This window comes from Kribbella sp. CA-294648, assembly GCF_050943845.1.
GTDB lineage: Bacteria > Actinomycetota > Actinomycetes > Propionibacteriales > Kribbellaceae > Kribbella.
This window is the reverse complement of the sequence record NZ_CP191981.1, coordinates 1,534,162-1,557,457: the sequence shown is the minus strand read 5'-3', so window position 1 is coordinate 1,557,457 and position 23,296 is coordinate 1,534,162. Positions and strand designations below refer to the sequence as shown.

At 67.7% G+C, this 23,296-nt stretch carries 21 protein-coding genes; 12 read left to right on the top strand and 9 right to left on the bottom strand.

The genetic code is table 11. The annotated features are described in order from the left end of the window. Positions 1–63 precede the first annotated feature (63 nt). The 3 genes from ACQPYM_RS07600 (at position 64) to ACQPYM_RS07590 (ending at position 4,174) form a co-directional block, all read left to right on the top strand. Complete coding sequence (locus ACQPYM_RS07600) at positions 64–2,220, top strand: MMPL family transporter (RefSeq protein WP_433016970.1); 2,157 nt, start codon at positions 64–66, stop codon at positions 2,218–2,220. After that, the gene (locus ACQPYM_RS07595; RefSeq protein WP_433016967.1) at positions 2,221–2,661 is read left to right on the top strand and encodes a YdeI/OmpD-associated family protein; all 441 of its coding nucleotides are present in this window, start codon (positions 2,221–2,223) and stop codon (positions 2,659–2,661) included. 73 nt (positions 2,662–2,734) lie between these two features. Then, positions 2,735–4,174, top strand: coding sequence for an Nramp family divalent metal transporter (locus ACQPYM_RS07590; RefSeq protein WP_433016964.1), 1,440 nt, complete (start codon positions 2,735–2,737; stop codon positions 4,172–4,174). A gap of 54 nt (positions 4,175–4,228) precedes the next feature. On the opposite strand, the gene ACQPYM_RS07585 is transcribed toward ACQPYM_RS07590, so the two are convergent. Together ACQPYM_RS07585 and ACQPYM_RS07580 are read right to left on the bottom strand one after the other, a co-directional pair. Further along, positions 4,229–5,149, bottom strand: coding sequence for an SMP-30/gluconolactonase/LRE family protein (locus ACQPYM_RS07585; RefSeq protein ID WP_433016961.1), 921 nt, complete (start codon positions 5,147–5,149; stop codon positions 4,229–4,231). A 30-nt stretch (positions 5,150–5,179) separates the two neighbouring features. After that, entirely contained in the window at positions 5,180–6,115 is a 936-nt protein-coding gene (locus ACQPYM_RS07580) for an SMP-30/gluconolactonase/LRE family protein (RefSeq protein WP_433016959.1), read from the bottom strand. A gap of 54 nt (positions 6,116–6,169) precedes the next feature. Between ACQPYM_RS07580 and ACQPYM_RS07575 the strand changes: the two genes are divergently transcribed. The 3 genes from ACQPYM_RS07575 to ACQPYM_RS07565 all read left to right on the top strand — a co-directional run bounded on the left by ACQPYM_RS07575 (position 6,170) and on the right by ACQPYM_RS07565 (position 9,440). Next, positions 6,170–6,619, top strand: a complete 450-nt coding sequence (locus ACQPYM_RS07575) for an Lrp/AsnC family transcriptional regulator (protein WP_433016957.1) — start codon at positions 6,170–6,172, stop codon at positions 6,617–6,619. 66 nt (positions 6,620–6,685) lie between these two features. Then, complete coding sequence (locus tag ACQPYM_RS07570) at positions 6,686–8,455, top strand: biotin carboxylase N-terminal domain-containing protein (RefSeq protein WP_433016954.1); 1,770 nt, start codon at positions 6,686–6,688, stop codon at positions 8,453–8,455. Between the two features lie 103 nt (positions 8,456–8,558). Continuing rightward, the gene (locus ACQPYM_RS07565) at positions 8,559–9,440 is read left to right on the top strand and encodes a peptidylprolyl isomerase (RefSeq protein ID WP_433016951.1); all 882 of its coding nucleotides are present in this window, start codon (positions 8,559–8,561) and stop codon (positions 9,438–9,440) included. Between the two features lie 11 nt (positions 9,441–9,451). On the opposite strand, the gene ACQPYM_RS07560 is transcribed toward ACQPYM_RS07565, so the two are convergent. The 3 genes from ACQPYM_RS07560 to ACQPYM_RS07550 form a co-directional block, all read right to left on the bottom strand. Then, positions 9,452–10,636, bottom strand: a complete 1,185-nt coding sequence (locus ACQPYM_RS07560) for a glycoside hydrolase family 76 protein (RefSeq protein ID WP_433016948.1) — start codon at positions 10,634–10,636, stop codon at positions 9,452–9,454. A gap of 85 nt (positions 10,637–10,721) precedes the next feature. After that, positions 10,722–11,948, bottom strand: a complete 1,227-nt coding sequence (locus tag ACQPYM_RS07555) for a SpoIID/LytB domain-containing protein (protein ID WP_433016945.1) — start codon at positions 11,946–11,948, stop codon at positions 10,722–10,724. Continuing rightward, positions 11,945–13,579, bottom strand: coding sequence for an N-acetylmuramoyl-L-alanine amidase (locus ACQPYM_RS07550; RefSeq protein ID WP_433016942.1), 1,635 nt, complete (start codon positions 13,577–13,579; stop codon positions 11,945–11,947). The genes ACQPYM_RS07555 and ACQPYM_RS07550 overlap by 4 nt, the downstream gene beginning before the upstream one ends. Positions 13,580–13,733: 154 nt before the next feature. On the opposite strand from ACQPYM_RS07550, the gene ACQPYM_RS07545 reads away from it, so the two are divergent. Then, positions 13,734–14,216, top strand: coding sequence for a winged helix-turn-helix transcriptional regulator (locus ACQPYM_RS07545; RefSeq protein WP_433016939.1), 483 nt, complete (start codon positions 13,734–13,736; stop codon positions 14,214–14,216). Between the two features lie 83 nt (positions 14,217–14,299). After that, the gene (locus ACQPYM_RS07540) at positions 14,300–15,130 is read left to right on the top strand and encodes a hypothetical protein (RefSeq protein ID WP_433016936.1); all 831 of its coding nucleotides are present in this window, start codon (positions 14,300–14,302) and stop codon (positions 15,128–15,130) included. On the opposite strand, the gene ACQPYM_RS07535 is transcribed toward ACQPYM_RS07540, so the two are convergent. From ACQPYM_RS07535 to ACQPYM_RS07525, 3 genes are all read right to left on the bottom strand, one after another. Next, positions 15,127–16,332 (bottom strand): glycosyltransferase 87 family protein, encoded by a 1,206-nt coding sequence (locus ACQPYM_RS07535; RefSeq protein ID WP_433016933.1) that lies wholly within the window; start codon positions 16,330–16,332, stop codon positions 15,127–15,129. The genes ACQPYM_RS07540 and ACQPYM_RS07535 overlap by 4 nt on opposite strands. A gap of 59 nt (positions 16,333–16,391) precedes the next feature. Then, the gene (locus tag ACQPYM_RS07530; RefSeq protein ID WP_433016930.1) at positions 16,392–17,456 is read right to left on the bottom strand and encodes a glycosyltransferase 87 family protein; all 1,065 of its coding nucleotides are present in this window, start codon (positions 17,454–17,456) and stop codon (positions 16,392–16,394) included. A 208-nt stretch (positions 17,457–17,664) separates the two neighbouring features. After that, entirely contained in the window at positions 17,665–18,876 is a 1,212-nt protein-coding gene (locus tag ACQPYM_RS07525) for an AbfB domain-containing protein (RefSeq protein WP_433016927.1), read from the bottom strand. Between the two features lie 124 nt (positions 18,877–19,000). On the opposite strand from ACQPYM_RS07525, the gene ACQPYM_RS07520 reads away from it, so the two are divergent. The 3 genes from ACQPYM_RS07520 to ACQPYM_RS07510 all read left to right on the top strand — a co-directional run bounded on the left by ACQPYM_RS07520 (position 19,001) and on the right by ACQPYM_RS07510 (position 21,203). Then, positions 19,001–19,546: a hypothetical protein gene (locus ACQPYM_RS07520; RefSeq protein ID WP_433016924.1), complete on the top strand. Its 546-nt coding sequence runs from the start codon at positions 19,001–19,003 to the stop codon at positions 19,544–19,546. Positions 19,547–19,612: 66 nt separating this feature from the next. Continuing rightward, the gene (locus ACQPYM_RS07515; RefSeq protein WP_433016921.1) at positions 19,613–20,848 is read left to right on the top strand and encodes a phosphotransferase; all 1,236 of its coding nucleotides are present in this window, start codon (positions 19,613–19,615) and stop codon (positions 20,846–20,848) included. Further along, the gene (locus ACQPYM_RS07510; protein WP_433016918.1) at positions 20,832–21,203 is read left to right on the top strand and encodes a hypothetical protein; all 372 of its coding nucleotides are present in this window, start codon (positions 20,832–20,834) and stop codon (positions 21,201–21,203) included. Before ACQPYM_RS07515 ends, ACQPYM_RS07510 begins: the two co-directional genes overlap by 17 nt. Positions 21,204–21,393: 190 nt before the next feature. On the opposite strand, the gene ACQPYM_RS07505 is transcribed toward ACQPYM_RS07510, so the two are convergent. Next, entirely contained in the window at positions 21,394–22,773 is a 1,380-nt protein-coding gene (locus ACQPYM_RS07505) for an NAD(P)H-quinone dehydrogenase (protein WP_433016915.1), read from the bottom strand. 31 nt (positions 22,774–22,804) lie between these two features. On the opposite strand from ACQPYM_RS07505, the gene ACQPYM_RS07500 reads away from it, so the two are divergent. Further along, positions 22,805–23,266, top strand: a complete 462-nt coding sequence (locus ACQPYM_RS07500) for a gamma-glutamylcyclotransferase (RefSeq protein WP_360288781.1) — start codon at positions 22,805–22,807, stop codon at positions 23,264–23,266. Positions 23,267–23,296 lie beyond the last annotated feature (30 nt).

The following is a 23,296-nucleotide window of genomic DNA, read 5'->3' as shown; positions in this document are numbered from 1 at the left end:
CCCGTGCGGCAGTGAGAGAAGTGGGTACTCTTTCCGGGCAGAACCGACCGACGAGGGGGCTCCGTGGAGCAGGCGACGACCGGACGGCGTTCGAGCAGGCGCTGGGTGTGGCGGGCGGGGGTGGCCGCGGTACTGATCGTGTGGCTGCTGCTCGCGGCGCTGGGCGGCCCGACCGTCGGCCGGCTGAGCGAGGTCCAGGAGAACGACAACGCCAACTTCCTGCCCAAACAAGCCGAGTCCACCCTGGTCAACACCGAAGCGGCCAAGTTCGTCGACTCCACCGCGCTGCCGTACCTGGTCCTGATCGAGCGTGAGAGCGGAATCACACCCGCCGACCTCGCCAAGGCGAACGAGTTCCTGGCCAAGGTGCCGGGAATCGAGCTGGGCGAGGGCAAGACGATCGGCCAGTACCTGGCCACGCCGCCCAAGACGGTGATCCCGTCGGCGGACAAGAAGGCGCTGCTGCTCACCATCGAGCTGGACGGCAATCGCGCCGCCGAGGTGGTCCGGGAGGGCGAGACCGTCCTGTTCGTGGTCGCCGACAAGCTGCGCGAGGACATCAAACAGTCGCTGACCCCGACCGGACTCCAGGTCTACGTGACCGGCCCGGGGGGTGTGTTCGCCGACTTCGTGGTCGCCTTCGGCGGGATCGACGGGATCCTGCTCGGCGTCGCGCTGGCGGTGGTGTTCGTCATCCTGCTGATCGTGTACCGCAGTCCGGTGCTGCCGATCACCGTCCTGCTGACGGCCGTGTTCGGTCTCGCGCTGGCCGCGCTGGTGGTCTATCCGCTCGCCAAGAACGACGTGATCGAGCTCAACGGCCAGAGTCAGGGCATCCTCTTCATCCTGGTCGTCGGAGCCGCGACGGACTACTCGCTCCTGCTCGTCTCCCGGTACAAGGAAGAACTGCACGACTACGAGAGCAAGTACGACGCGATGCGGGTCGCCTGGCGGGCCTCGATCGAGCCGATCGCGGCCAGCGCGGCCACCGTCATCCTCGGCCTGCTCTGCCTGCTGCTCTCCCAGCTCGGCAGCACCAAGGGTCTCGGCCCGGTCGGCGCGATCGGTATCGCCGGTGCGCTGATCGCTTCGATGACCTTCCTGCCCGCCGTCCTCCTCGCCTTCGGCCGCCGCATCTTCTGGCCGGCGATCCCCCGCGTCGACCATGTCCACGCGAAGGACCAGGTCGGTGGCCGCAAGCTGTGGGGACGCGTCTCCGGCATGGTCGGCCGCAGCCCGCGCAAGGTCTGGGCGATCAGCGCTTTGGCACTGCTCGCCTGCGGTGCGTTCCTGCCCACCTTCAAGGCCGAAGGCATCTCGCAGGAGGACCTGTTCCTGAACAAGGTCGAATCCGTCACCGGTCAGGAGGAGCTCGCCAAGCACTTCGACGCCGGCGCCGGTACGCCGGTCCAGATCCTCACGCCGGCCGACCAGGCCGACAGGGTGGTGCAGACGGCAACGAAGGTCGACGGCGTCGCCAACGCGTCCGCCTCGGTGGTGCCCGGTCAGCCGCCGAAGGTGGTCGAGGGCAAGGTTCTGGTCCAGGCGACCCTCAAGGTCAAGGCCGACTCCCCCGAGGCGACCAAGGTGGTCGAGCATCTGCGCAGCGAGCTGGACACGGTCAGCCCGGACATCCTGGTCGGCGGCACCACCGCGATCAACCTCGATGTCCTGGACGCCAGCAACCGCGACCTCCGCGTGATCATCCCGGCCATCCTGGCGGTCATCTTCGTCGTCCTGATGCTGCTGCTCCGCTCGGTCGTCGCCGCGATCCTGCTGGTGGTCTGCAACGTGCTCTCGTTCGGCGCGACCGTCGGCGTCAGCGCGCTGGCCTTCAACCACCTGTTCGACTTCCCCGGCGCCGACCCGTCCATCCCGCTCTACGCGTTCGTCTTCCTGGTTGCCCTAGGCATCGACTATTCGATCTTCCTGATGACCAGGGTGCGCGAGGAGTCGATCGAACAGGGCACCCGCCGGGGCATCCTGGTCGGCCTGGCGGTCACCGGCGGCGTGATCACCTCGGCCGGTGTCGTGCTGGCCGCGACGTTCTCCGCGCTGGCCGTGCTGCCGATCCTGTTCCTGGTCCAGATCGCCTTCATGGTTGCCTTCGGCGTCCTTCTCGACACCACCATCGTCCGCTCCCTGCTGGTCCCGGCGCTGTCCTACGACATCGGCCGCAAGATCTGGTGGCCGAGCAAACTGGCGAAAGCGGAGGTATAGATGGAGACCTTCGACGGTGTCATCCAGGAGGCCCCCGGCGGCGGCGCGTACGTCGAGGTGCCGGGTGAGGTGATCGCTGCATTGGGTGGCGGCGGGCGGATCCCGGTACAGGCGACCTTCGACGGGATCGCGTACCGGGGCTCGATCGTCTCGATGGGTGGCTGCCTGGCGCTCGGCATCCTCAAGCAGATTCGCGGTGAGCTCGGCAAGGGACCTGGCGACCCGGTCACGGTGACGGTCGAGCGCGACACGGCGGAACGCACGATCGAAGTACCGGCTGATCTGGCGGAAGCTTTGCAGGCGGCCGGGGTGCGGGAGGCGTTCGACGCGCTGAGTTTCAGCCACCGGCGCGAGCACGTGAAGGCGATCGAGGAGGCCAGGAAGCCGGAGACCCGGGCCCGCCGGATCGCCAAGGCCGTGGAGATGATCAAGCCCGATTGAGCTGTGTCGGGTCGCCACCGGCGGAGGAGTTGGCTAGTCTCCCGTCTGGGGGTCGAGGAAGGTGAGGAGCCCGATGGCAGACACCAAACCCATTGACCACGACAGGTTCAACCTGCCGATCAAGAACCTGCCCGCACCGCAGGTCCGCGACCTGCCCGAACCGCCGACGAACACCTGGCGGATCGTCGGGCCCGGAATGGTCGGGGCCGGGGTCGGGCTCGCGTCCGGTGAGTTCATTCTCTGGCCCTACATCTCGTCGCAGGTCGGGCTGGTGTTCCTCTGGGGAGCCGCCGTCGGCGTCGCGATCCAGTGGTTCCTGAACATGGAGATCGAGCGGTACACGCTGGCCACTGGTGAGACAGCGTTGACCGGCTTCAACCGGTACGGCAAGCACTGGGGCCTGTTCTTCGCGATCATGACGTACTTCGCGAACCTCTGGCCCGGCTGGGCGACCAGCTCCGCGTCGATGCTGACCTACTTGTTCGGCGCCGGCAATCCGCGCTGGATCGCGATCGGCATCCTGGTCCTGATCGGCGCCATCCTGACCCTCGCGCCGGTCGTCTACGTGATGCTCGAAAGGCTGATCTTCGTCAAGATCGCGGCGGTCGCACTGCTCGTCATCCTGGCGCTGATCTTCGCGATCCGCGGCCGGACCTACAGCGCACTCGGCGACGCCGTCACGCACCCCGAGTTCCCGGTCGAGACACTCGGTTTCGCGCTGATGATGGGCGCGATCGCGTACGCCGGAGCCGGCGGCGGGCAGAACCTGTGCCAGAGCAACTGGATCCGGGACAAGGGGTTCGGCAACGGTGTCCACGTCCCCCGGCTGACCTCGCCGATCACCGGCGAGAAGGAAGCCGACCCGTTCGCCAACGGCTACACGTTCCCGCCCGACGAGCAGAACCTGGCCCGCTGGCGGCGCTGGTGGAAGTTCGCCAACCTCGAGCAGGCGCTGACCTTCGTCCTGATCACCGTGGCGACGATCCTGTTCACCTCGCTCCTGGCGCACGCGACCCTGTTCGGCGACGACACGGTCAAGAACAACATCGGCTTCCTCAAGATCGAGGGCGTCAACCTGCAGAACCTGGTGGGCGGCTGGTTCGGCTACCTGTTCTGGGCGATCGGCGCGTTCTCGCTGTTCGCCGCCGCGGCCGGCATCGTCGACTACACCTCCCGGCTGAGCTCGGACATGATCAAGGCCCGCTACCTGCGGACCTCCACGATCACCGAGTCCCAGCTCTACTTCTGGCTGGTCTGGGGACTGGTTGCCTTCGGCATCATCGTCCTGCTGGCCGGTCTGGACCAGCCGCTGGTCCTGCTGGTCATCTCGGCCTGCACCGCCGGCACCATGATGTTCGTGTACTCCGGCCTGCTGTGGTGGATGAACTCCCGCGCCCTCCCCCGGGCGATCCGGATCAGCCGCCTCCGCACCGCCGTCATGCTCTTCGCCTTCCTGGCGTTCGGAGCCCTGGCCGTCTTCACCATCATCGACCAGGTCAAGAAGAACTTCTGACCTACTCCCGAACCCCGTCCGCCCGGCAACCTCGGGCGGGCGGGGTTCGGCGTTTCAGGAGTCGTACGGCTGCGGCGCGCCGTTCACCGTGGTGAGCAGGGAGTAGAGGGAGGTCGTGGCGGTGAGGAAGAGGCGGTTGCGTTTAATGCCGCCGAAGCAGAGGTTGGAGACGGTTTCGGGGACCAGGAGCTTGCCGAGCAGGGTGCCGTCGGGGTGGTAGATGTGAACGCCGTCGGCGGCCGCTCCCCAGATCCGGCCCTCGCTGTCGAGGCGGATGCCGTCGAAGGCGCCGTTGCCGCACTCCGCGAACAGTTCGCCACCGGTCAGCTTGTCGCCGTCGACGGTGAAGACCCGGATGGTCGCCTCCTCCGTATCGGTCACGTAGAGCAGGCTGCCGTCGTTCGAGAACGCCAGCCCGTTCGGCCGGTTGAAGTCGTCGGCGACGACGCTCAGCGTGCCGTCCGGCGCGATCCGGTAGACGTGGCAACCACCGACCTCGATCTCACCGCGATGGCCCTCGTAGTCGCTGTCGATCCCGTACGCGGGATCGGTGAACCAGACCGCGCCGTCCGGGCTCACCACCACGTCGTTGGGACTGTTCAGCCGGCCGCCGTTGTGGCCGTCGGCAAGCACTCGCACCGAGCCGTCGTGCTCGGTACGCGTCACCCGCCGGTTGCCGTGTTCGCAGCTGACCAGGCGGCCCTGCTCGTCCAGCGTGTGCCCGTTCGTGTTCCCGGCCGGCTCACGGAACACCGACACCTGGTACGACGTCTCGTCCCAGCGCAGGATCCGGTCACTCGGGATGTCGCTCCACACCAGGTACCGCCCGGCCGGCGAGTAGACCGGCCCTTCCAGCCAGCGCCCGCCGGTCCACAGCCGCTCCAAGTGGGAGTCTCCCCGGATCCCGGCGAAGCGGTCATCCAGCCTCACCCACTCAGCAGGGACGGTTCCGGCCAACGGCTCGAGCAGGGGCATGCCGGCTCCTCACGTTCGGTGCGTTCGTTGTCACCCGCGATCGTACGGCGGCGGGGCCCCGTCCGTCGTGAGCAGCCAGGAGTAGACCGACGTGGTCGCGGTGACGAACAGCCGGTTGCGTTTCGGCCCGCCGAAGCAAAGGTTCGACACCACATCAGGGAGGAGCAGCTTGCCGATCAACGTTCCGTCCGGGTCGAAACAGTGCACGCCGTCGTGGGCCGCGGCCCATATCCGACCGGCCGCGTCCAGCCGGAGGCCGTCGAACATTCCTGCCTGGCATGGCGCGAAGACCTCGCCGCCGACGAGCCGGTCGTCCTTCACCTCGAACCGCCGGATGTGCTTCGCGGGCGTGTCCACGACGTACAGCTCGGATTCGTCCAGCGAGAAGGCCAGGCCGTTCGGCCGGGCGAAGTCATCGGCCACGACGGTCAGTTCCGAGCCGTCAGGAGAAAGGCGGTAGACGTTGCAGCCGTCCAGCTCCTGCTCGGCGGCGTGGCCCTCGTAGTTCGAGGTGATCCCGTACGGCGGGTCGGTGAACCAGATCGAGCCGTCCCGGCGGACCACCACGTCGTTGGGGCTGTTCAGCTTGCGGCCGTCCAGGTGCGACGCGAGCACCGTGATCGAGCCGTCAACCTCCGTCCGCGTGACCCGGCGGTTGCCCTGTTCGCAGCTGATCAAGCGGCCCTGCGCGTCCAGGGTGTTGCCGTTCGTGTAGCCGGCCGGCTGGCGGAAGATCGAGACCGCGCCGGACAGCTCGTCCCAGCGGAGCATCCGGTCGTTGGGGATGTCGCTGAAGACCAGACTGCGCCAGGCCGGGACGTAGACGGGCCCTTCGAGCCAGCGGCCGCCGTCGTACAGGCGCTCCACGTATTCGTCGCCGCGGGCCACCAGGGCGAAGCGCTCGTCCAGTGTCACCAGTTCGGCGCGCGACCTGGGCGGCGGGGTGTCAGTCAGCGTGATCGTCATACTCAGGATGCTATCTTGCAAATTCTTCTTAAAACCAGACGAGGTTCGGCACTTATGACGATCGACCAGACGGATCGCGAGTTGCTCGCCCAGTTGCAGCAGGATGCGACGCAGTCGTACGCCGCACTGGGTCAGGCGGTCGGGTTGTCCGCGGGAGCGGCTCATGAGCGGGTTCGCAAGCTGAAGGCCGCCGGCGTGATCCGGCGGACCACGATCGAGGTGGATCCGGCCGCGCTCGGCAGCGGAGTACTGGCCTATGTCCTGCTCGACACGGACGCCTGGATGGGCGATGCGGTGACTCGGCAGGCGCTGGCGGACATCGCCGCGGTCGAGGAGGCGCACATCATCGCCGGGCCCGCGTCGGTCCTGGTGAAAGTGCGGACCGAGACCACCGAAGCGCTCCAGCAGACTCTGCGGGCGCTCCATCAGGTGGACGGGGTGACCAGCACTCAGACAGTCGTCGTGCTGGAGTCCTGCTTCGAGCGCCCGCCCGCGGTGATGTGACATAGAACCTGTCACGCCTGAGGTCCCCTTGACCCTAGACTCGGGCGGGCCGAAGGGAGTTCAGCTGTGTCTGACAGCAAGCGCATCACCAAGGTTCTGGTCGCGAACCGGGGCGAGATCGCCGTCCGGGTCGTCCGTGCCGCCGCCGACGCGGGACTGGGCAGCGTCGCCGTGTACGCCGAGCCCGACCGCGACGCCCTGTTCGTCCGGCTCGCCGACGAGGCGTACTCGCTGGACGGCGCGACACCGGCCGACTCCTACCTGAACATCGCCAAGATCCTCGACGTCGCCGCCCGCTCCGGCGCCGACGCGGTGCACCCGGGCTACGGCTTCCTGGCCGAGAACGCCGAGTTCGCGCAGGCCGTGATCGATGCCGGCCTGATCTGGATCGGCCCGCCGCCCAGCGCGATCGACTCTCTCGGCGACAAGGTGAAGGCCCGGCACATCGCCGAGAAGGTCGGCGCCCCGCAGGTCCCCGGTACGCCGAACCCGGTGGCCGACGCGGACGAGGTGGTGGCTTTCGCAACGGAGTACGGGCTGCCGATCGCGATCAAGGCGGCGTACGGCGGCGGCGGTCGTGGCATGAAGGTCGCCCGCACGATGGCAGAGGTTCCGGAGCTGTTCGAGTCCGCGACCCGGGAGGCGATCAGCGCCTTCGGCCGGGGCGAGTGCTTCGTCGAGCGCTACCTGGACAAGCCGCGGCACGTCGAGACCCAGTGCCTGGCCGATGCCCACGGCAACGTCGTGGTGATCTCCACCCGGGACTGCTCGCTGCAGCGCCGGTACCAGAAGCTGGTCGAGGAGGCGCCCGCGCCGTTCATCTCGCCCGAGCAGCTCGAGACGCTCTACACCTCGTCCAAGGCGATCCTGCGCGAGGCCGGGTACGTCGGTGCCGGGACGTGTGAGTTCCTGATCGGCCAGGACGGCCTGATCTCCTTCCTCGAGGTGAACACCCGGCTGCAGGTCGAGCACCCGGTCAGCGAAGAGGTCACCGGGATCGACCTGGTCCGGGAGATGTTCCGGATCGCCGACGGTGAGGAGCTCGGGTACGACGACCCGGAGATCTCCGGGCACTCGATCGAGTTCCGGATCAACGCCGAGGACCCGGGCCGCGGCTTCCTGCCCGCGCCGGGCACGCTGACCAAGTGGCATGCGCCGTCCGGTCCGGGGATCCGGCTCGACGGCGGCTACGACCAGGGCGAGACGGTGCCAGGGTCGTTCGACTCGCTGGTGGCGAAGCTGATCGTGACCGGCCGCGACCGGACCCAGGCGCTCGAGCGGTCCCGTCGCGCGCTGAAGGAGTTCGTGGTCGAGGGGATGCCGAGCGCGATCCCGTTCCACGCCGCGGTGGTGAGTGACCCGGCGTTCATCGGCGCCGACCGTTTCCAGGTGCACACCCGGTGGATCGAGACCGAGTTCGACAACCAGATCCCGCCGTACGCCGGTCCGGTCGATGTGGCCGAGGCGGACGAGCGGGAGACGGTCACCGTCGAGGTCGGCGGCAAGCGGCTCGAGGTCGTCCTCCCCGCCGGGCTCGGCGCCTCCGCGGCAGCCGCCGGTACGGCGAAGAAGAAGCCGTCGCGGCGCGCGGGCAGCAGCGGCAAGGGCGCGGCGGCGTCGGGCGACTCGCTCACCTCGCCGATGCAGGGCACGATCGTGAAAATCGCCGTCGAGGAAGGCGCGACGGTCGCCGAGGGCGACCTGATCGTGGTCCTGGAGGCGATGAAGATGGAACAGCCCCTGAATGCCCACAAGGCCGGCACGGTGACCGGGCTGTCGGCCGAAGTAGGCGCCACGGTCGCGGCCGGCGCGGCAATTTGCGAAATCAAGGACTGAAAACACAGCCGTTTCTCAGCATTTACCGCTAGTGTCCCGTCAGCACCGCTGACGGGACACTTGGCTTCCCTGCAGGATTGCCGCGAGGTGAGGAGAACTCTGCATGTCCAGGAAGACCCACGAGCAGCAGCTGGCTCAGCGCAAGGCGCAGCGAATGGCCGAGCGGCAGGCTGAACGCGCCAAGCAGCGCCGGATGCTGGCGATCACCATCGCGTCGATCGTGGCGGTGGTCGCGGTGATCGCGGGGGTCTTCGTGGTGATTGCCCAGAACACCGGCAACGACACCCCGGCGGCGTCCGACACGCCGTCGGCGCCGGCCGGCGCGGAGAACAAGCCGCAGTCGATTCCGACCGCGCTGGCGGCGCCGCCGAAGCGGCCGAAGCCGCTCGCGGCCGAGGTGGACTGCAGCTACGCCAAGTCCGCCGAGTCGGCCAGCAAGAAGGTCGACCCGCCGGCCAACGGCAAGGTCAAGGCCAGCGGCACCTCGCCCGTCACCCTCAACACCTCGATCGGCGACCTGAACCTGACCCTGGACAGCGCGCTGGCGCCGTGCACGGTGAAGAGCTTCCTCAACCTGGTCGGCCAGAAGTACTTCGACAACACCACGTGCCACCGGCTGACCGTCGGCCAGGGCCTGCAGGTTCTCCAGTGCGGCGACCCGACGACCGATCCGGCCAAGCAGGGAAGCGGCGGCCCTGGCTACAGCTTCAAGGACGAGGTGTACCCCGAGCTGAAGTACGGCCGCGGCATCCTCGCGATGGCGAACTCGGGCCCCAACACCAACGGCAGCCAGTTCTTCATCGTGTACGGCGACGCATCGGGCCTGAGCCCGGCGTACACGGCCTTCGGAACGGTCGACAAGCCGAGCCTCGAACTGATCGACAAGGTCGCCAACGCGGGCGTGATCCCAGAGGGCGGGCCCACCGACGGCAAGCCCGCCACCCCAGTCCAAATCAAGACCGCAACCACGGCCGCCAAGAACTGATCAAGAACTAGCTAGGCCAGTTCGTCGTACTTGCTGCGGGGCCAGGCCAGTAGGGCGTCGATCTGGACCATGCCGGACTGCTCGAGCAGCTGGACCGGTCCGTCGACGAAGTGGAAGAGGCCCGTGGCGGGATCGCGGGCCTCTTTCCAGGCTCGGTCGGAGTAGGCCTGCATGACCGTCTTGTAGCTGCGGTCGTGCGCGATCGAGTCGAGGATCAGCAGGTTCTTGAAGTAGATCGCGTTGAACCTCGTCGGCTGCTTCCACAGCCGGTCGTCGGTGCCGTAGAAGGCCAGCGACGCCTTCGCCAGCGCCTTGGCGTCCGTGAGGTACTTCTTCTCGTGCGTCGCCTTGTACAGCAGGGCTCCCGCACCGAGCATGACGCCCTGGTTGTAGCTCCACTGGGTCTTCTCGATCGTGCCGGCCAGGTCGATGTGGTCCCAGTACAGGCCGTTCGGGGCGAGCATGCACTTCTGCGTCCAGTCGTACATCTTCTTCGCCCAGGTCAGGTACGACTTGTCCCGCGTCAGCAGGTACAGGTGCGCGCCGAGCTCGGCGCCGGGACCGTTCGACACCGTGTTGCGGTCCTGGCTCCAGGGCGCCTGGGTCCAGAAGACGCCGCCCGCGCACGGGTGCGTCGGATCGGTGTCCCAGCCGTGCACGACGAGCGCGAAGATCTCCTTCGCCCGCGCGAGCGACGAGCGGTCACCAGTCCGCTGGTAGTGCTGGATCAGCTGCAGGCCGATCCACTCGTTGTCGTCGTAGAACTTGTCACCACCGTGGCCGAGCGGCGGCCGCAGGTACGAGTCGTATCCCTTGGGCGTGGTGGTGTCGTTCCAGTAGAGCTCGTACGCGTCCAGCCGGCGCTCGGCTTCCTGGGCCGCCTTGCGCCCGGCCCCGGGGATGCCGGCCAGGTTCTCCGCGGCGATCGCGGCCTGCGAGTACGGCCAGACGTAGGAGTACGGGTTCTGCTGGTGGTTCGGGTACTCCTCGAGCAGCAGGCCCTGCTGTCCGACCTCGAAGTACTTGTTCAGGGCCTGGTACGACGCCTGGGCGCGGGCCGCCGCGGTCCCGGGGCCCGTTCCCTGGCCGGCCTCGGCTTGCGCGTTCGCACTCGGGACGTGCAGCGCGGCCAGCAGCCCGACCGCGAGCAGCCCGCCCGCGATCCTCTGAGTTGGTATACCAAATTTTCTGCGCATCGACCTTGCTCCTCCTGGGGCGGCAGCGGTTGACATCGATGTCACGTTCTAGCTGGCCGAAGGTTTCGCCGTCAATGCCTCGGCGTCATCGAGCTTGGGTTTGCGTTGATATATCAAGCACGGTGGGTTGCACGCCGGCGAAGGCGAACCAGGCGGAGCGAAGGCGCAGCCGCGACCGGACCTGGTCGCCGCTCAGCACGACTCGCCCTTTCGATCCGACCGCCTCGACGCTGAGCACCCGGCCGCCGGACGGCCCGACGCCAGTACGCCGTACGACGCGCAGGCTGCGCAGCGAGCCGACACCGAACGCGGCCTGGAGCTGCGAGCTGGTCCGGGTCACCTTCCAGGCGACATTCGGGTTCTTGTTGCCCGGATACGCGTCCCAGGGATCAGCCTTGACCACCTGGTACGGCGCGTCGCCGTCAGCCGTGGCGCCGCCGTTCGAGGAGGAGAACTCGGCGATGATCGGCTTGCCCTGGTAGAGCCTGATCTGGCCGGCCGTCGCCGCGATCGCCGCGTTGGTCGACGCGACCTCGGCGTTGTAGCCGCCGTACACCTGACACGACGTCGTGTCGCAGAGATCGTAAGCCCGCTTGGCTGCCCGGTTCCGGTGGTAGACCGAATAGGTGCGGGCGGCAACCGACTGGACCTGCAACGCGGCCGGCCGCCAACTCGTCACCGCTTCCCGCGGAACCACGCCACGAAGGTAGAGCTCCAGCGAGAGCACGTTGACGGTGTCGAAATGAGCTCCGGCCACGTCGGCGGATCGCAGTGCGCCGCGATAGCGCACGACGGCCCCGCTCGGCAGGACCAGGGAGATGACCGTCGGGCCTTCGAACTGCGCCATCCCGGTGAAGGTCTTCCAGAGCGTCCAGGTCTTCGTCTTGGCGTTGTACGAGCTGACCGAGGCGCTGTGTTCGCCGCGCGGGTTGATCGACCACTGGCTCCTGGTCGATGCCACCGGCAACGTGTAGACCTTGCCGTTGGCAAGATCCCGCAGTCCAAGTTTGTTGCTAGCGGCAACGCGAACGCCGTCGGTGGTGTCCGCGGTGATCCGCACCCGCATGGAGCCGGTCGCCTTGCCCGCCGTCGTACCGGGATAGTAGAAGTCGAGGATCGTCTTGGCCGACCGGCCCGCGATCGCCGCGCCCTGCGCGCCGTACTGCGACATGCCCCGGCCGTGGCCGAAGCCGCGACCGGTGAGCGTCTGAACGGCCTCAGACTCGGGCTCCGGCGGGGCCGCGGCATTGCCCTGTGCCGTTGCGCTGAGCAACGTCGAACCGATTACCAGGGCAACGAGCAGGCGCTTCACGACACATACACCTTTTGCTGGCGGTTGTTGTAGGTCAGGATGCCGCGCTGGAACTGTTGCCGCAGGCCACCTTTCACCTTGTACATGTCGGTGATCGGCAGCCCGATCCGCGAGCGCTCCGCACCGAGCGCGACGTACTTGCGGTGGATCAGCCCGGCGACCGGGCGCATCTTGGTGGCCTTCGACCAGTACAGGCCACCCTTCTGGAACGACTGGACCTTGCTGCCGGCGACCCGGCCGTTGCGGTACTCGCTGGTCGGCAGGCCGAGCATGCCGTCGGGGCCGAACTGGCGGTAGCGGGTGCGGAACAGCCCCATCACCGAGTGCGCCCCACTGGCGGGCGACCAGTAGATGTCGCGCGCGGCGAAGTAGGTGGCGCGGCCGGTCTTCGTCCGGTGCTCACCCCAGAACGGTTGCCCCGTCACCCGGAATCCGCCGAGCTGCTCGGCGAACCGGTAGATCTCGGTCCACACGCTCTTGCCCATCAAGATGTTGACCCGTTGCCGGAGCCACGGAATCTTGGCGTACAGGTTCTTGCCCGGGCAGGCGGTCGCCTTCGTGTCGCGATGACCGGAAATCGTGGCGAGCTTCTTGCCTGCCAGCTTGACCGTTGTCAGCGGCGACCGGTAGTAGGCATCCAGCTTCCAGGCGATGATCCGGGCTGTCGTCTCCAGCATCGGCGCGGCCGGCGTGGCCTTCTCGAAGTTGCCGATCAGCGAGACGCCGAACGAGTTCGCGTTGAACGAGCCGGTGTGCGCACCGAGCACCGGGAACTGCGCCCCGCCGTACCGGCCCTCGAAGGCGCGACCGAACCGGTCGACGAGGAAGTTGTAGCCGAGGTCGCACCAGCCGCGGCTCTTCACGTGGTACGCGTACATGCTGCGGACCATGCCCGGCACCTGCGTGCGGGTGTAGTTGTTGCGGTCCGCGGTGTGGTGGACGAAGGCGGCGTGCACTGTGCCGGTGTACTTCGGACGCACGCAGGTTTTGCCGTTGTGGGCACGAAGTCGTTCGTCAGCGCCCCATCCGCGCCGGCTCACCATGGCCGGCATCGGGTACGGCGCTCGGCTGCCCTCGACGCCGGCCGGATCCTGGATGGTCGGCGGCTCGGCATCGGTCGCGCGCACTCCGGGGTTGATCAGGACGACCTTCGCGTCGGAGACCGTCGTGCCGTCGAGCGTGGTCAGGGCTGCCTGGACGCCGTTCGCGTCACCGACCCAGAGCGGCTCGGTGCCTGAGCGTCGGCTGCCTTCCGGGGTTGCGGGGCCGTGGTCGTCTTCGACGCGCAAGGGCTCCCAGGCTGACCACTGGCCGGCGCGCTGGACGCGGATCCTGACCTGCACCTGGGCGGAGCTCTCGCGGTACGGCCAGGTGACGCCGACTAGGCCGAAGGGCTTGGTCTGCCGGGCCTGGGTGGCCGCGTACCGGCCGGCTTGCTGCAGCGGGAGCTCGGTGTATTCGTCGGCTGAGTCGGGGACGGCCGGGCTGTTGTCTGGGGTGGCCGGGCTGTTGTTGGGCACGGCGGTTGTCTGCTGGTGGAGCGGGTGCTCGGGGATGGGCGCGAGCGGTACGAGCAGGGCGAGGCCTGTCACCGCGGTCAGCGCCAGTCGGGGTGAGAAGGTCTTGCTCATCGGACAGCCTTCTGCTAGACGGAACAGCAGTAATCGATTATGCGCACTGCGTGATCGGCGGCCCGGCATTTTCGTCACCCTGCGTGGCGCGATGGCGGCGCGGTTAGGATGACTTCGGAAATCGAAGCGACCTCGGGTGGGCGGTGTGGCTGGTATGGCTGGCCGGTTCCGGTCTGACGAGTTGCCGGGTCCGTTGCCCTCGACGGTGCGGCAGATCGGCGAGTGGTGGACGCTGCTGATCCTGCACGACGCCTTCGACGGGTACACCCGGTTCGACGAGTTCCAGCGCAACCTGCGGATCTCGTCCAGCATGCTGACCACGCGACTGCGGGCACTGGTCGACGACGGGTTGCTGGAACGCACGCAGTACCAGGACAAACCGCCGCGGTACGAGTACGTGCTGACCGAGCGCGGGCGGTCGTTGCGGCCGGTGATCATCGCGCTGGCCGCGTGGGGCAACGAGCGGCTGGCGGCCGAGGAGCGGACGATGATCCTGGTCGACGCCCGCACCGGTGAAGAGGTCGAGCCGGTGGTGGTGGACCGGGCGACCGGCCGGCGGGTGGACGGGCCGGAGTACGTGTTCACCGCCGGACCGGCCGCTCCGGAGGCTCTCCGCAGGCGCTACCGGCAGCTGTGATTCTTCAGCGAATTCTCAGCAGATTTCGGTCGGTTTCGACGGCCCGGTAGGCTCGACGCAACACTCGTCGAGGAAGGCCCGACATGTTCACCACCATTCTTGTGATCGCGGTCATCGTCATCGCCTTCATGGCGTTTCGTTCGTACCAGCGCACCAAACTGGAAACCAAGAAGAAGCACGAGATCAGCTCGGCCGAGCTGGAGTCGGTGAAGCGGACCGCCGACGAGGACATCACCAAGTTCGGCGAGGAGCTGCAGGACCTCGACCTGGACATGGTCGGCAAGGACCTCGGTGACGGCGCCCGGCAGGACTACCAGCGCGCGCTGGACTCCTACGAGGCGGCCAAGAAGGCGGTCGGCGAGGTCACCGAGGCCGAGCAGATCCGGCACGTGATCGAGATCCTCGAGGACGGCCGGTACGCGATGGCCTGCGTCCGCGCCCGGGTGAACGGCGAGCCGCTGCCGCAGCGCCGCCCCTCCTGCTTCTTCAACCCGCAGCACGGCCCGTCGGTCGTCGACGTGACCTGGGCGCCGCCCGGCGGCGCCCCGCGTGACGTCCCGGCCTGCGCCGCGGACGCCGAGCGCGTCCGGGCGGGCGCCGATCCCGATATCCGCAAGGTCATGGTCGGCCCGCAGCGCGTGCCGTACTGGGAGGCCGGCCCGGCCTACTCCCCCTACGCGATGGGCATGTTCGGCGCCCTCGGCGGCGTGATGACCGGCATGTTCATCGGCACCATGCTCGGCGGCATGTTCGCCGGCGGCGGCTACGGCGACATGGCCGGCGGCGGCTTCGAAGACGGCGGTGGCGGGGACGGTGGCGGCGGCGAGGGCGACTTCGGCGGCGACGGCGACTTCGGCGGCGGAGACGGCGGCGGCTGGGACTTCGGCGGCGGCGACTTCGGCGGCGACTTCTAAACGGTGTTTCTGCGAACCGCCGGAAGCTTCACGCTTCCGGCGGTTCTTGCTTTCCCGAAGACGAGCAGGAGTGCGGCGGCGAGGGTCAGCCAGAGGTAGGCGTTGCCGGCCAGGGACTGGACGAAGTTCCAGCTGAGCTCGAGGTTGCCGCGTCGTGGTGGCCACCAGATCGGTGCCACCATGAAGAGCCCGAACCAGCTCAGGGCCACCGGCAACGGGTAGCGCCGGCCGAGTTGTGTTGCCGTGAGCAACGAAACGCCGAGCGGGATCACCCAGACCCAGTGGTGACTCCAGGACACCGGCGAGCAGAACAGGCCGATCAACCCGGTGACCGCTGCGGCGGCCAACTCCTCACCGCGACGCCAGAGCTCGCGACTCAGCCAGAGGCCGGCGACCACGGTCACCAGTACTACGAGTTGCCACAGCCGGCCGCCGCCGTCGAGATCACCAGTGAGCCGGATCAGGAAGCCGTTCCACGACTGGTTGCCCGAGTACGCGAGGCCGCCGATCCGGCCGGTGTCGGAAATCAGGTTCGTCCAGTACTCGTACGCCGTCCGCGGCGCGATCAGGAACCCGATCGCGACCGTCCCGGCGAACGCGGCCGACGCGTGCGCAAGGGCTCTCCACTGCCGCGTGACGAGCAGCAGGCCGAAGAAGACCAACGGGGTCAGCTTGATCCCGGCCGCCAGTCCCAGCCAGGCTCCTCTGCCGCAACGCTGCTTCGGGCCGAGGACGTCGTACAGGACCAAGGCGCAGAGGAGCAGGTTGATCTGGCCGTACGAGAGGGTTTCGCGGACCGGCTCGATCAGCAGTGAGGCGGCGGAGATCGCGATCAGGACGGCTGGGTGCAACCGACGGCCGGCGAAGAACTGTTTGAGGCTGAGCTTCCAGATCACCACCAGGGCGACCAGGGAGGTGGCGATCGAGGCGCCGTACGCGAGCGGCCAGGGCAGGAGCGAGACCGGTGCCATCACGACGCCACCGAAGATCGGGTACGTGAACGGCATCGAGATGTAGCGCAGGCGGGTTGTGTACAAGCTCGACGGATCGGACAGGATCGCGGCGCCGCCGAGGCGGTACACCTTCAGATCCGCGCCGGTGTGGTCCCACACGAAGGGCAGCAGGATGGCAACGGCCACGCATACGCCTGCCGCCAGCCACCACCGGCGCTTGACCGGGTCCCCCAGGATCCCCCCATTCACCCGATCCAGCCTCGCTGGCTATAGGGTCAGCCGGTCTATGCCAGTGTTGCGGCTGGATCTCAGTTTCTGGAGACGTGCTGACTGACTGGGTCCTCATCGGCTACGGCTTGAGGGCGGCGGACGATCAGCAGCACGACGGCGACCAGTGCCGCGATCAAGTAGGCATTGCCACTGAACTGCTCCCGGAAGGACCAGTCGAGCTCACGGTTGTAGTGGTTGGGCGGCCACCAGATCGGCGCGATCGCGAACAGCCCGAACCAGCCCGCCGCGAAGACCAACTTGGGGTTCTTGGGCAGCTTGGGATTCTTGGGCAGCACGCTCATCACGCTGAGGCCCAACGGGATGGCCCAGACCCAGTGATGACTCCACGACACCGGCGAACACAGCAGGCCGATGAGCGCGGTCGTCGACACCGACGCCAGTTGCTCACCCTTGTCCCAAAGCTTCCACGTAAGCCAAAGTCCGCCGCCGACCGTCACCGCGACCAGCACCAGCCACACCGGCCCGCCACCGTCGAGATCCCCGGTCAGCCTGATCAGGAACGCGTTCCACGACTGGTTGCTCGAGAACGCCAACCCACCGATCCGCGTCGTCTCCGCCACCAACGACGTCCAGTACTCCGTCGCGCCCTTCGGCGTCACCGCGAATCCCACCAGCACCGTGCCCGCAAACGCCGCACTCGCGTACGCCAAGGCCCTCCACTGGCGGGTGACGAGCAGCAGCCCGAAAAACACCAAAGGCGTCAACTTCACCCCAGCCGCCAACCCGACCCAGATCCCCCGGCGCGAGTGCTTGGTGTCGAGCACGTCGTACAGGATCAACGCACAGAGCATCAAATTGACCTGCCCGAACCCGAACGTCTCCCGCACCGGCTCCAGCAACAACGACCCAGCAACCACCGCCAACAACACCGGCGAGGCCAGCCCCTTGCCAGCAGACAACCGCCACACAAACACCAAGCTCACAAAGCTGACAACCGACCAAACCGCAGCCGCCACCCCCCACGGCAACAACGCGAACGGCACCATCGCCACAGCAGCAAACGGCGGATACGTAAACGGCAACCCCGCCAACCGCACGTCGTACAACGCCGCCGCATCCCCCAGCAGCGTCTCCCCACCCACCCGATAAACCTTCAAATCAACCAACGAATGCTGCAGAAGCAGAGGCAACAACACACTGGCAACAACACAAACCCCACCAGCCAACCCCCACAACACCCGGCTCCGCATACCCAGAATCCTCACACGCCCGAAGCTCGCTCCCTCGCACTTCCACCCCGGGGTGCGGCCGGGGTGGAAGAGGTTGGGCAGTCGTCGTCTGGCGTGGTGGTCAGGCGAAGGGGGCGGTGGGTTGCCAGGTGGCGTCCATGCCGAAGAGGGCTGAGCCGTCGGTTTCGGCGATCCAGAGTTCGAAGTTCTGGTGGCGGACGTAGAAGTCGCGGTGCGGCGCGTTGATCGGCTTGAGGGTTCCGTAGCCCTTGCTGGCCAGGTCGCCGTACCCGGAGACGAAGGCGAAGGTCGCGTCCTTGCGGAACAGTTCGCTGCCGTCGTCCTGGTGCAACTTGATGCGGAAGTCCTGGTGCCGCAGGTAGTGGCCGGGGAAGTTGCGGGACTCCAGGCTGACGCCCTTCGGGAACGGGCCCTCCCTCCACAGGCCGGGGCGGGCCACGAAGGTCGCGTCGTTGCGATCCAGTCCGCTGCTGATCCGGCTGATCTCCCCCAGCGAGTTGCGGTGCCGGATGTAGTGGCCGGGGAAGTTGACCGACTGGAACGACACGGCTCCGGCCGGCGCGCCTTTCGGGGGCGGCGGGATCCGCAGCCACTGCGCGTCGAGCCAGACCTGCTCCGATCCGTCGTGCGGGGAGATCATCAGCTCGGAGTTCTGGTGCCGGAGGAAGTGGCCCGGGAAGTTCACCGACTCGAAGCTCTGGATGCCGAGGATCTCCTCGCCGCCGTGCCGGGTGAAGGTGGCGTCGGCGCGGAACAGGTCGGAGCCGTCGTTCTTGTGCAGCCCCACCTTGAAGTTGGCGTGGCGCAGGAAGTGGCCCGGAAGGTTGGACGCCTCGAAGCTCACGGTTCCCGGGGCGCCGGTCAGCCCGTTCCGCAGGACGAAGGTCGCGTCGGCACGGTCCAGATCCGTTTCCACGGGCGTGATCAGTCCCGCGAAGTTGCGGTGCCGCACGAGCAGGCCCGGGAAGTTGATCGCCTGCAACGAACCAAGGTCGCGCGGCAGCGGCTGGGCGTCGACCGTCGCCGGCGGGGTCGCCGGCGGCGCGGCCGGCGGCATCGTGGTCACGCTGCCGAACTCGGAACACGTGCGGTCGAAGTCGTACACCGCACAGACCCGGTAGTTGTAGGTGTGGCTGGGCTCCATCCCCGTGATGCTCCAGGCCCGCTTGCCGATGTCCGCCACCCAGACCGCGTACGGCTCCTCCAACTCGACCACGAACCAGTGCACGCCCTCGCCACTGTGATCCCACGTCACGGTGACCATCCCCGGCGCGTTCGCGAACGCACCCACAACCGGCTTCTCCCCGCTCATCAGCGTCTCCCCTCGATGTTTGACCGGACGAGCGAGCTGCTGCCCGCGTCGCCAGACACCAGCGTTCTCGACGACCTTCAGACAGGCTTAAAGTGGACCAACTTCGCCCGGAGGAGAACAGCCGTTGTCCGACAGTTCATTGGCCATCGCGGCGATCGGCGTACTGGGGACCTTGCTGGCCTCGATTCTGTCTCCGCTGATCTCTGAGCGGTCCAAGCGCAGGGAGTTTGAGCGGGCTCGGGTTGAGCGGCTTGAGTTGGCTGAGCGGGATGAGGTGCGGGCTCGGCGGTTGGAGTTGCGGCAGAGTTACATCACGTTCAACACCGCGGCGCGGGACTACCACCGGGCTCTGCGGGCCTGGTCTTATGCGGCTGACAACAACACCGAGCGGGCGGCTGAGTCGGTTGATCTGCCGCAGACTCGGCAGGCATTTCAAACGGCGTACGCCGAGGCGCAGATGATCGTGAGTGCTCCGGTTCTGGAGCTCGCGCAGCAAGTTGCGACCAAGCTCGCCGATGCTTACTCGATCCTCAAACACCGCGAAGACGGCACCCACGACCCAGCGACCGACACGACTGCGGAGGCTCGGCGGATCCTTGGTGATGCCTGGGAACCGTTGAGGACGATCCGTGTCGCCATGCGAGCCGATCTCGAGCTGCCTACGCTCTGAGGGGGATGAGAGAGCTCTCAGAATCGGTTAACAAGTGGCTCATCGTGGGCCCGCAGTGTTGTCGGTATGGCGGACGACGATGAGTTTCTGGAACTCCTGACCGGAGCTGCGGCCAGCAAGTTGCTGGCGGTGGCTGTCGCGGGGGTTGGTGGGCGGCTGGTCAGTTGGCGGGCCGAGCAGGTTGATTACCGAGCCGGCGGTACGACGGTTGCCTACCGCACCGAAATTGCCCAGGGGTCGACCACCCACACCGAGGTGTTGTGTGCGACCGCTGGTGGCGCGCTGCCGGACGGCGTCACCGTCATCGGGGACGACGAGTTGCAGGTGGGAGTCTGGGCGGCTGCGGCTGACCCGCTCCTTCCGGGGATGCGCGCCGCGATGAACCCTGCGGCCGTCTCAGCGCTCTTCGAGAGTTGTGGTCTTGGCGCCGAGGAGGTCCGCCTCGAGCTGTTGTCCTATCGGCCCATGCGGCGAGCGGTTGTCGAGGCGACTGGGCCGCTGGGGCGCCTTTACTTGAAGGTGATTCCGCCCGCCAAGGTCGAGGCGCTGCACGAGCGGCACCGTCTGCTGGCCGGCGCCGGAGTACCGGCTCCGCGCAGTCTGGGTTGGAGCGATGACGGGCTCCTGGTGCTGGAGGACTTGCCCGGTCGAAGCCTCAGGTCCGTACTGCGCTCTGGCGGGCCGCTGCCGGATCCGTCGGAGCTGCTGGGGTTGCTAGACCGTCTGCCGTCGCAGCTCCTCGATGCTCCCAGGCGATCGTCCTGGTTGGAGCGGACCGAGTACTACGCACGGGCGGTCGGCACCGTCGTACCGGAGTTGGCCGCGAATGCCAGCCAGCTTGCCGGCACCATCGTTGCCGAGAGCCACGTTGGCGCCGTCGTACCGGTGCATAGTGATTTCTATGAGGCGCAGGTGTTTGTGGATGCGCAGGGTTCGGTGTGTGGGCTGCTGGATGTGGACACGGCCGGGCCTGGTGATCGTGTCGATGATCTTGCTTGTCTGGTTGGGCATTTGAGTGTGCTCGCGGAGGTACTGCCGCGCCACGCCGCCGCTATCAGCGCCTATGCCACCCATTGTTTGTCTACCTTCGACCGGCACGTCGACCCACGGCAGCTGAGGCTGCGGGTCGCGTCGGTCGTCCTCTCACTCGCCACCGGACCGCACCGCGTGCAGGAGCCCGGCTGGCCACAAGCAACCCGGACACGACTCGCCCTGGCCGAACGCTGGGTCGAAGCCGCAGACCGGGTCAACCGGAGCCACGAGCTCCACGATGAAGGGAATCACCATGTCAGCAACGCGTAAGTGGGCCGTAGTCGGATCTGTCGCCGCCATCTCCACCATCGGCCTGGGCACCGCCGCATACGCCGCGCCGAACCTCAACGACCCCCAACCGGCCAACCCGACGGCCACCGCCCCCGGTACGACGAACGCCGCCCCGGCCGCAGCCTCCGCCGACACCCCCGGCGAGGTAGCCAGCACCAACACCCCAGGCGAACCCGCCTCAGCCAACACCCCCGGCAACACCACCTCGGCGAACACCCCAGACGACACGGCATCTGCCAACACCCCGGGCGACACCACCTCGGCCAACACCCCAGCCGGCGCAGCCACCGCAAACACCCCCGGCGACACCGACTCCGCCAACACCCCCAACTAACCACCACAGCCCCAACCACCAGCAACCGCTCGCCCCCAACCCGCCAGCAGGCTCCTACCGGCTACTGCTACCCCTCGCAGTAACCGCAGGAGCCTGCCTGCGGTTGCTGCGCGGAGGGACTGCTAGTGGCGGGCCGCCCTCGCAGTTGGCGCGGGAGATTGCCTGCTGGGGTTGCGTGGAGGTGCTGGTGTTAGGAGCGGAGGTGGAGGCGGCGGGCGGCTTCGGCGACGGAGCCTGAGACGGACGGGTAGACGGTGAAGGACTGGGCCATCTGGTCGACTGTGAGGCGGGCGCCTACTGCCAGGGAGATGGGGTGGATCAGTTCGGAGGCTCGGGGTGCTACCACGACGCCGCCGACGATGATGCCGGTGTTCGGGAGGCAGAAGAGTTTTACGAAGCCGTCTCGGACGCCCTGCATCTTGGCGCGTGCGTTGTCGGCCAGCGGCACCTTGACGACCATCGCCGTACTCGTGCCCGCATCCAGCGCCGCCTGAGTGACCCCGACCGTGGCGATCTCAGGCGCCGTGAAGACGTTCGACGAGACCGTGGACTGGTTCAGCGGCGCCACCGCGTCGCCGAGGGCGTGGGACATCGCGATCCGGCCCTGCATGGCTGCCACCGAGGCGAGCATCAGTACGCCGGTGCAGTCCCCTGCGGCGTACACCCCGCGCGCCGTCGTCCGCGAGACCTTGTCGACCGTGACGAAGCCGCCGTCGCCGAGCGACACGCCCGACTCGACGAGACCGAGATCTTCGGTGTTCGGCAGCGATCCGACCGCGAGCAGCGCGTGCGAACCCTCGACCGTCCGGCCGTCGGTCAGCGTCACCACGACGCCGTCGCCCTGCCGCTTGACCGACTCGGCGCGGGACTTGCCCAGCACCGTCATACCGCGCCGCTTGAAGACGTCTTCCAGTACTTCGGCGGCGTCCTTGTCCTCACCCGGCAGCACCCGGTCCCGCGAGGAGACCAGCACCACGTCGCTGCCCAGCGCGTCGTACGCGCTGGCGAACTCGGCGCCGGTGACACCGGACCCGACGACGATCAGCCGCTCGGGCAGCTCCTCGAGCTCGTAGACCTGCTCCCAGGTCAGGATCCGCTCACCGTCCGGCTCGGAACCCTTGAGGATGCGCGGCCTTGCCCCGGTGGCGATCAGCACCACATCGGCGTCCAGCCGTTCGTTGCCCACGACCACGGTCTCGGGACCGTCCATCCGGCCGCGGCCGTTGATCACCCGGACGTTGTCGCCGGCCAGCCGCCGGCTGATCCCCTCCGACTGCGCCGCCGCCAGCGACTTCACCCGCTGGTTGATGACGGACAGGTCGACACGCACGGAGTTCCGCGGATCGTCGTCGCCGTCCTCGACCCGGACGCCGAGCTCGCCGGCCTCCTCGACCTCGGTCATCACCTCCGCCGTGGCGATCAGCGTCTTGCTCGGGACGCAGTCCGTCAGCACGCACGAACCGCCGATCCCGCCGGAGTCGACGACTGTCACCTCCGCCCCTAATTGGGCGGCCGCACTCGCCGCTTCGTACCCGCCAGGACCGCCACCGATGATCACAACTCGCGCCACGAGAGGCCATTGTTCCGTATCCTGTGATCTCGTGACCCTGTACGCCGCGTTTGCGTCGAATCTGGACCCGAACTTGATGGCCGAGCGGTGCCCCTACTCCCCCCTGCGCGGAACCGGGTGGATCGTCGGCTGGCGCCTCACCTTCGGAGGGGAGGAACTCGGTTGGGAGGGCTCGATGGCGACCGTCGTCGAGGATCCCAGCGACCCGACGAACCAGGTTTTCGTCGCCCTGTACGACGTCAGCCCGAAGGACGTCGAGCGGCTGGACGAGTGGGAGTGGATCGACCAGGGCATCTACCGCAAGATCCAGGTCCGGGTGCAGACCCTCGACGGTGAGCAGCTCGCCTGGATGTACGTCCTGAACGCCTACGAGGGCGGCCTGCCCTCCGCGCGGTACCTGGGCATCCTCGCCGAGGCCGCCGAGGCAGCGGGCGCCCCCGACGACTACGTGGCCGACCTCCGCGCCCGCCCCTGCCAGAGCTCGGGGCACTAGAGCTCGGGGCATTAGAGCCGGGCTCCCGCC

Excerpts from the sequence above, each read along its gene's own strand:
- ACQPYM_RS07540 (WP_433016936.1), top strand. The coding sequence starts at position 14,300 with ATGTTCACCACCATTCTTGTGATCGCGGTCATCGTCATCGCCTTCATG.
- ACQPYM_RS07590 (WP_433016964.1), top strand. The coding sequence starts at position 2,735 with ATGGCAGACACCAAACCCATTGACCACGACAGGTTCAACCTGCCGATC.
- ACQPYM_RS07525 (WP_433016927.1), bottom strand. The coding sequence starts at position 18,876 with ATGAGCGGGGAGAAGCCGGTTGTGGGTGCGTTCGCGAACGCGCCGGGG.
- ACQPYM_RS07595 (WP_433016967.1), top strand. The coding sequence starts at position 2,221 with ATGGAGACCTTCGACGGTGTCATCCAGGAGGCCCCCGGCGGCGGCGCG.
- ACQPYM_RS07565 (WP_433016951.1), top strand. The coding sequence starts at position 8,559 with ATGTCCAGGAAGACCCACGAGCAGCAGCTGGCTCAGCGCAAGGCGCAG.
- ACQPYM_RS07585 (WP_433016961.1), bottom strand. The coding sequence starts at position 5,149 with ATGCCCCTGCTCGAGCCGTTGGCCGGAACCGTCCCTGCTGAGTGGGTG.
- ACQPYM_RS07545 (WP_433016939.1), top strand. The coding sequence starts at position 13,734 with ATGGCTGGCCGGTTCCGGTCTGACGAGTTGCCGGGTCCGTTGCCCTCG.
- ACQPYM_RS07560 (WP_433016948.1), bottom strand. The coding sequence starts at position 10,636 with ATGCGCAGAAAATTTGGTATACCAACTCAGAGGATCGCGGGCGGGCTG.
- ACQPYM_RS07510 (WP_433016918.1), top strand. The coding sequence starts at position 20,832 with ATGTCAGCAACGCGTAAGTGGGCCGTAGTCGGATCTGTCGCCGCCATC.
- ACQPYM_RS07515 (WP_433016921.1), top strand. The coding sequence starts at position 19,613 with ATGGCGGACGACGATGAGTTTCTGGAACTCCTGACCGGAGCTGCGGCC.
- ACQPYM_RS07550 (WP_433016942.1), bottom strand. The coding sequence starts at position 13,579 with ATGAGCAAGACCTTCTCACCCCGACTGGCGCTGACCGCGGTGACAGGC.
- ACQPYM_RS07575 (WP_433016957.1), top strand. The coding sequence starts at position 6,170 with ATGACGATCGACCAGACGGATCGCGAGTTGCTCGCCCAGTTGCAGCAG.
- ACQPYM_RS07580 (WP_433016959.1), bottom strand. The coding sequence starts at position 6,115 with ATGACGATCACGCTGACTGACACCCCGCCGCCCAGGTCGCGCGCCGAA.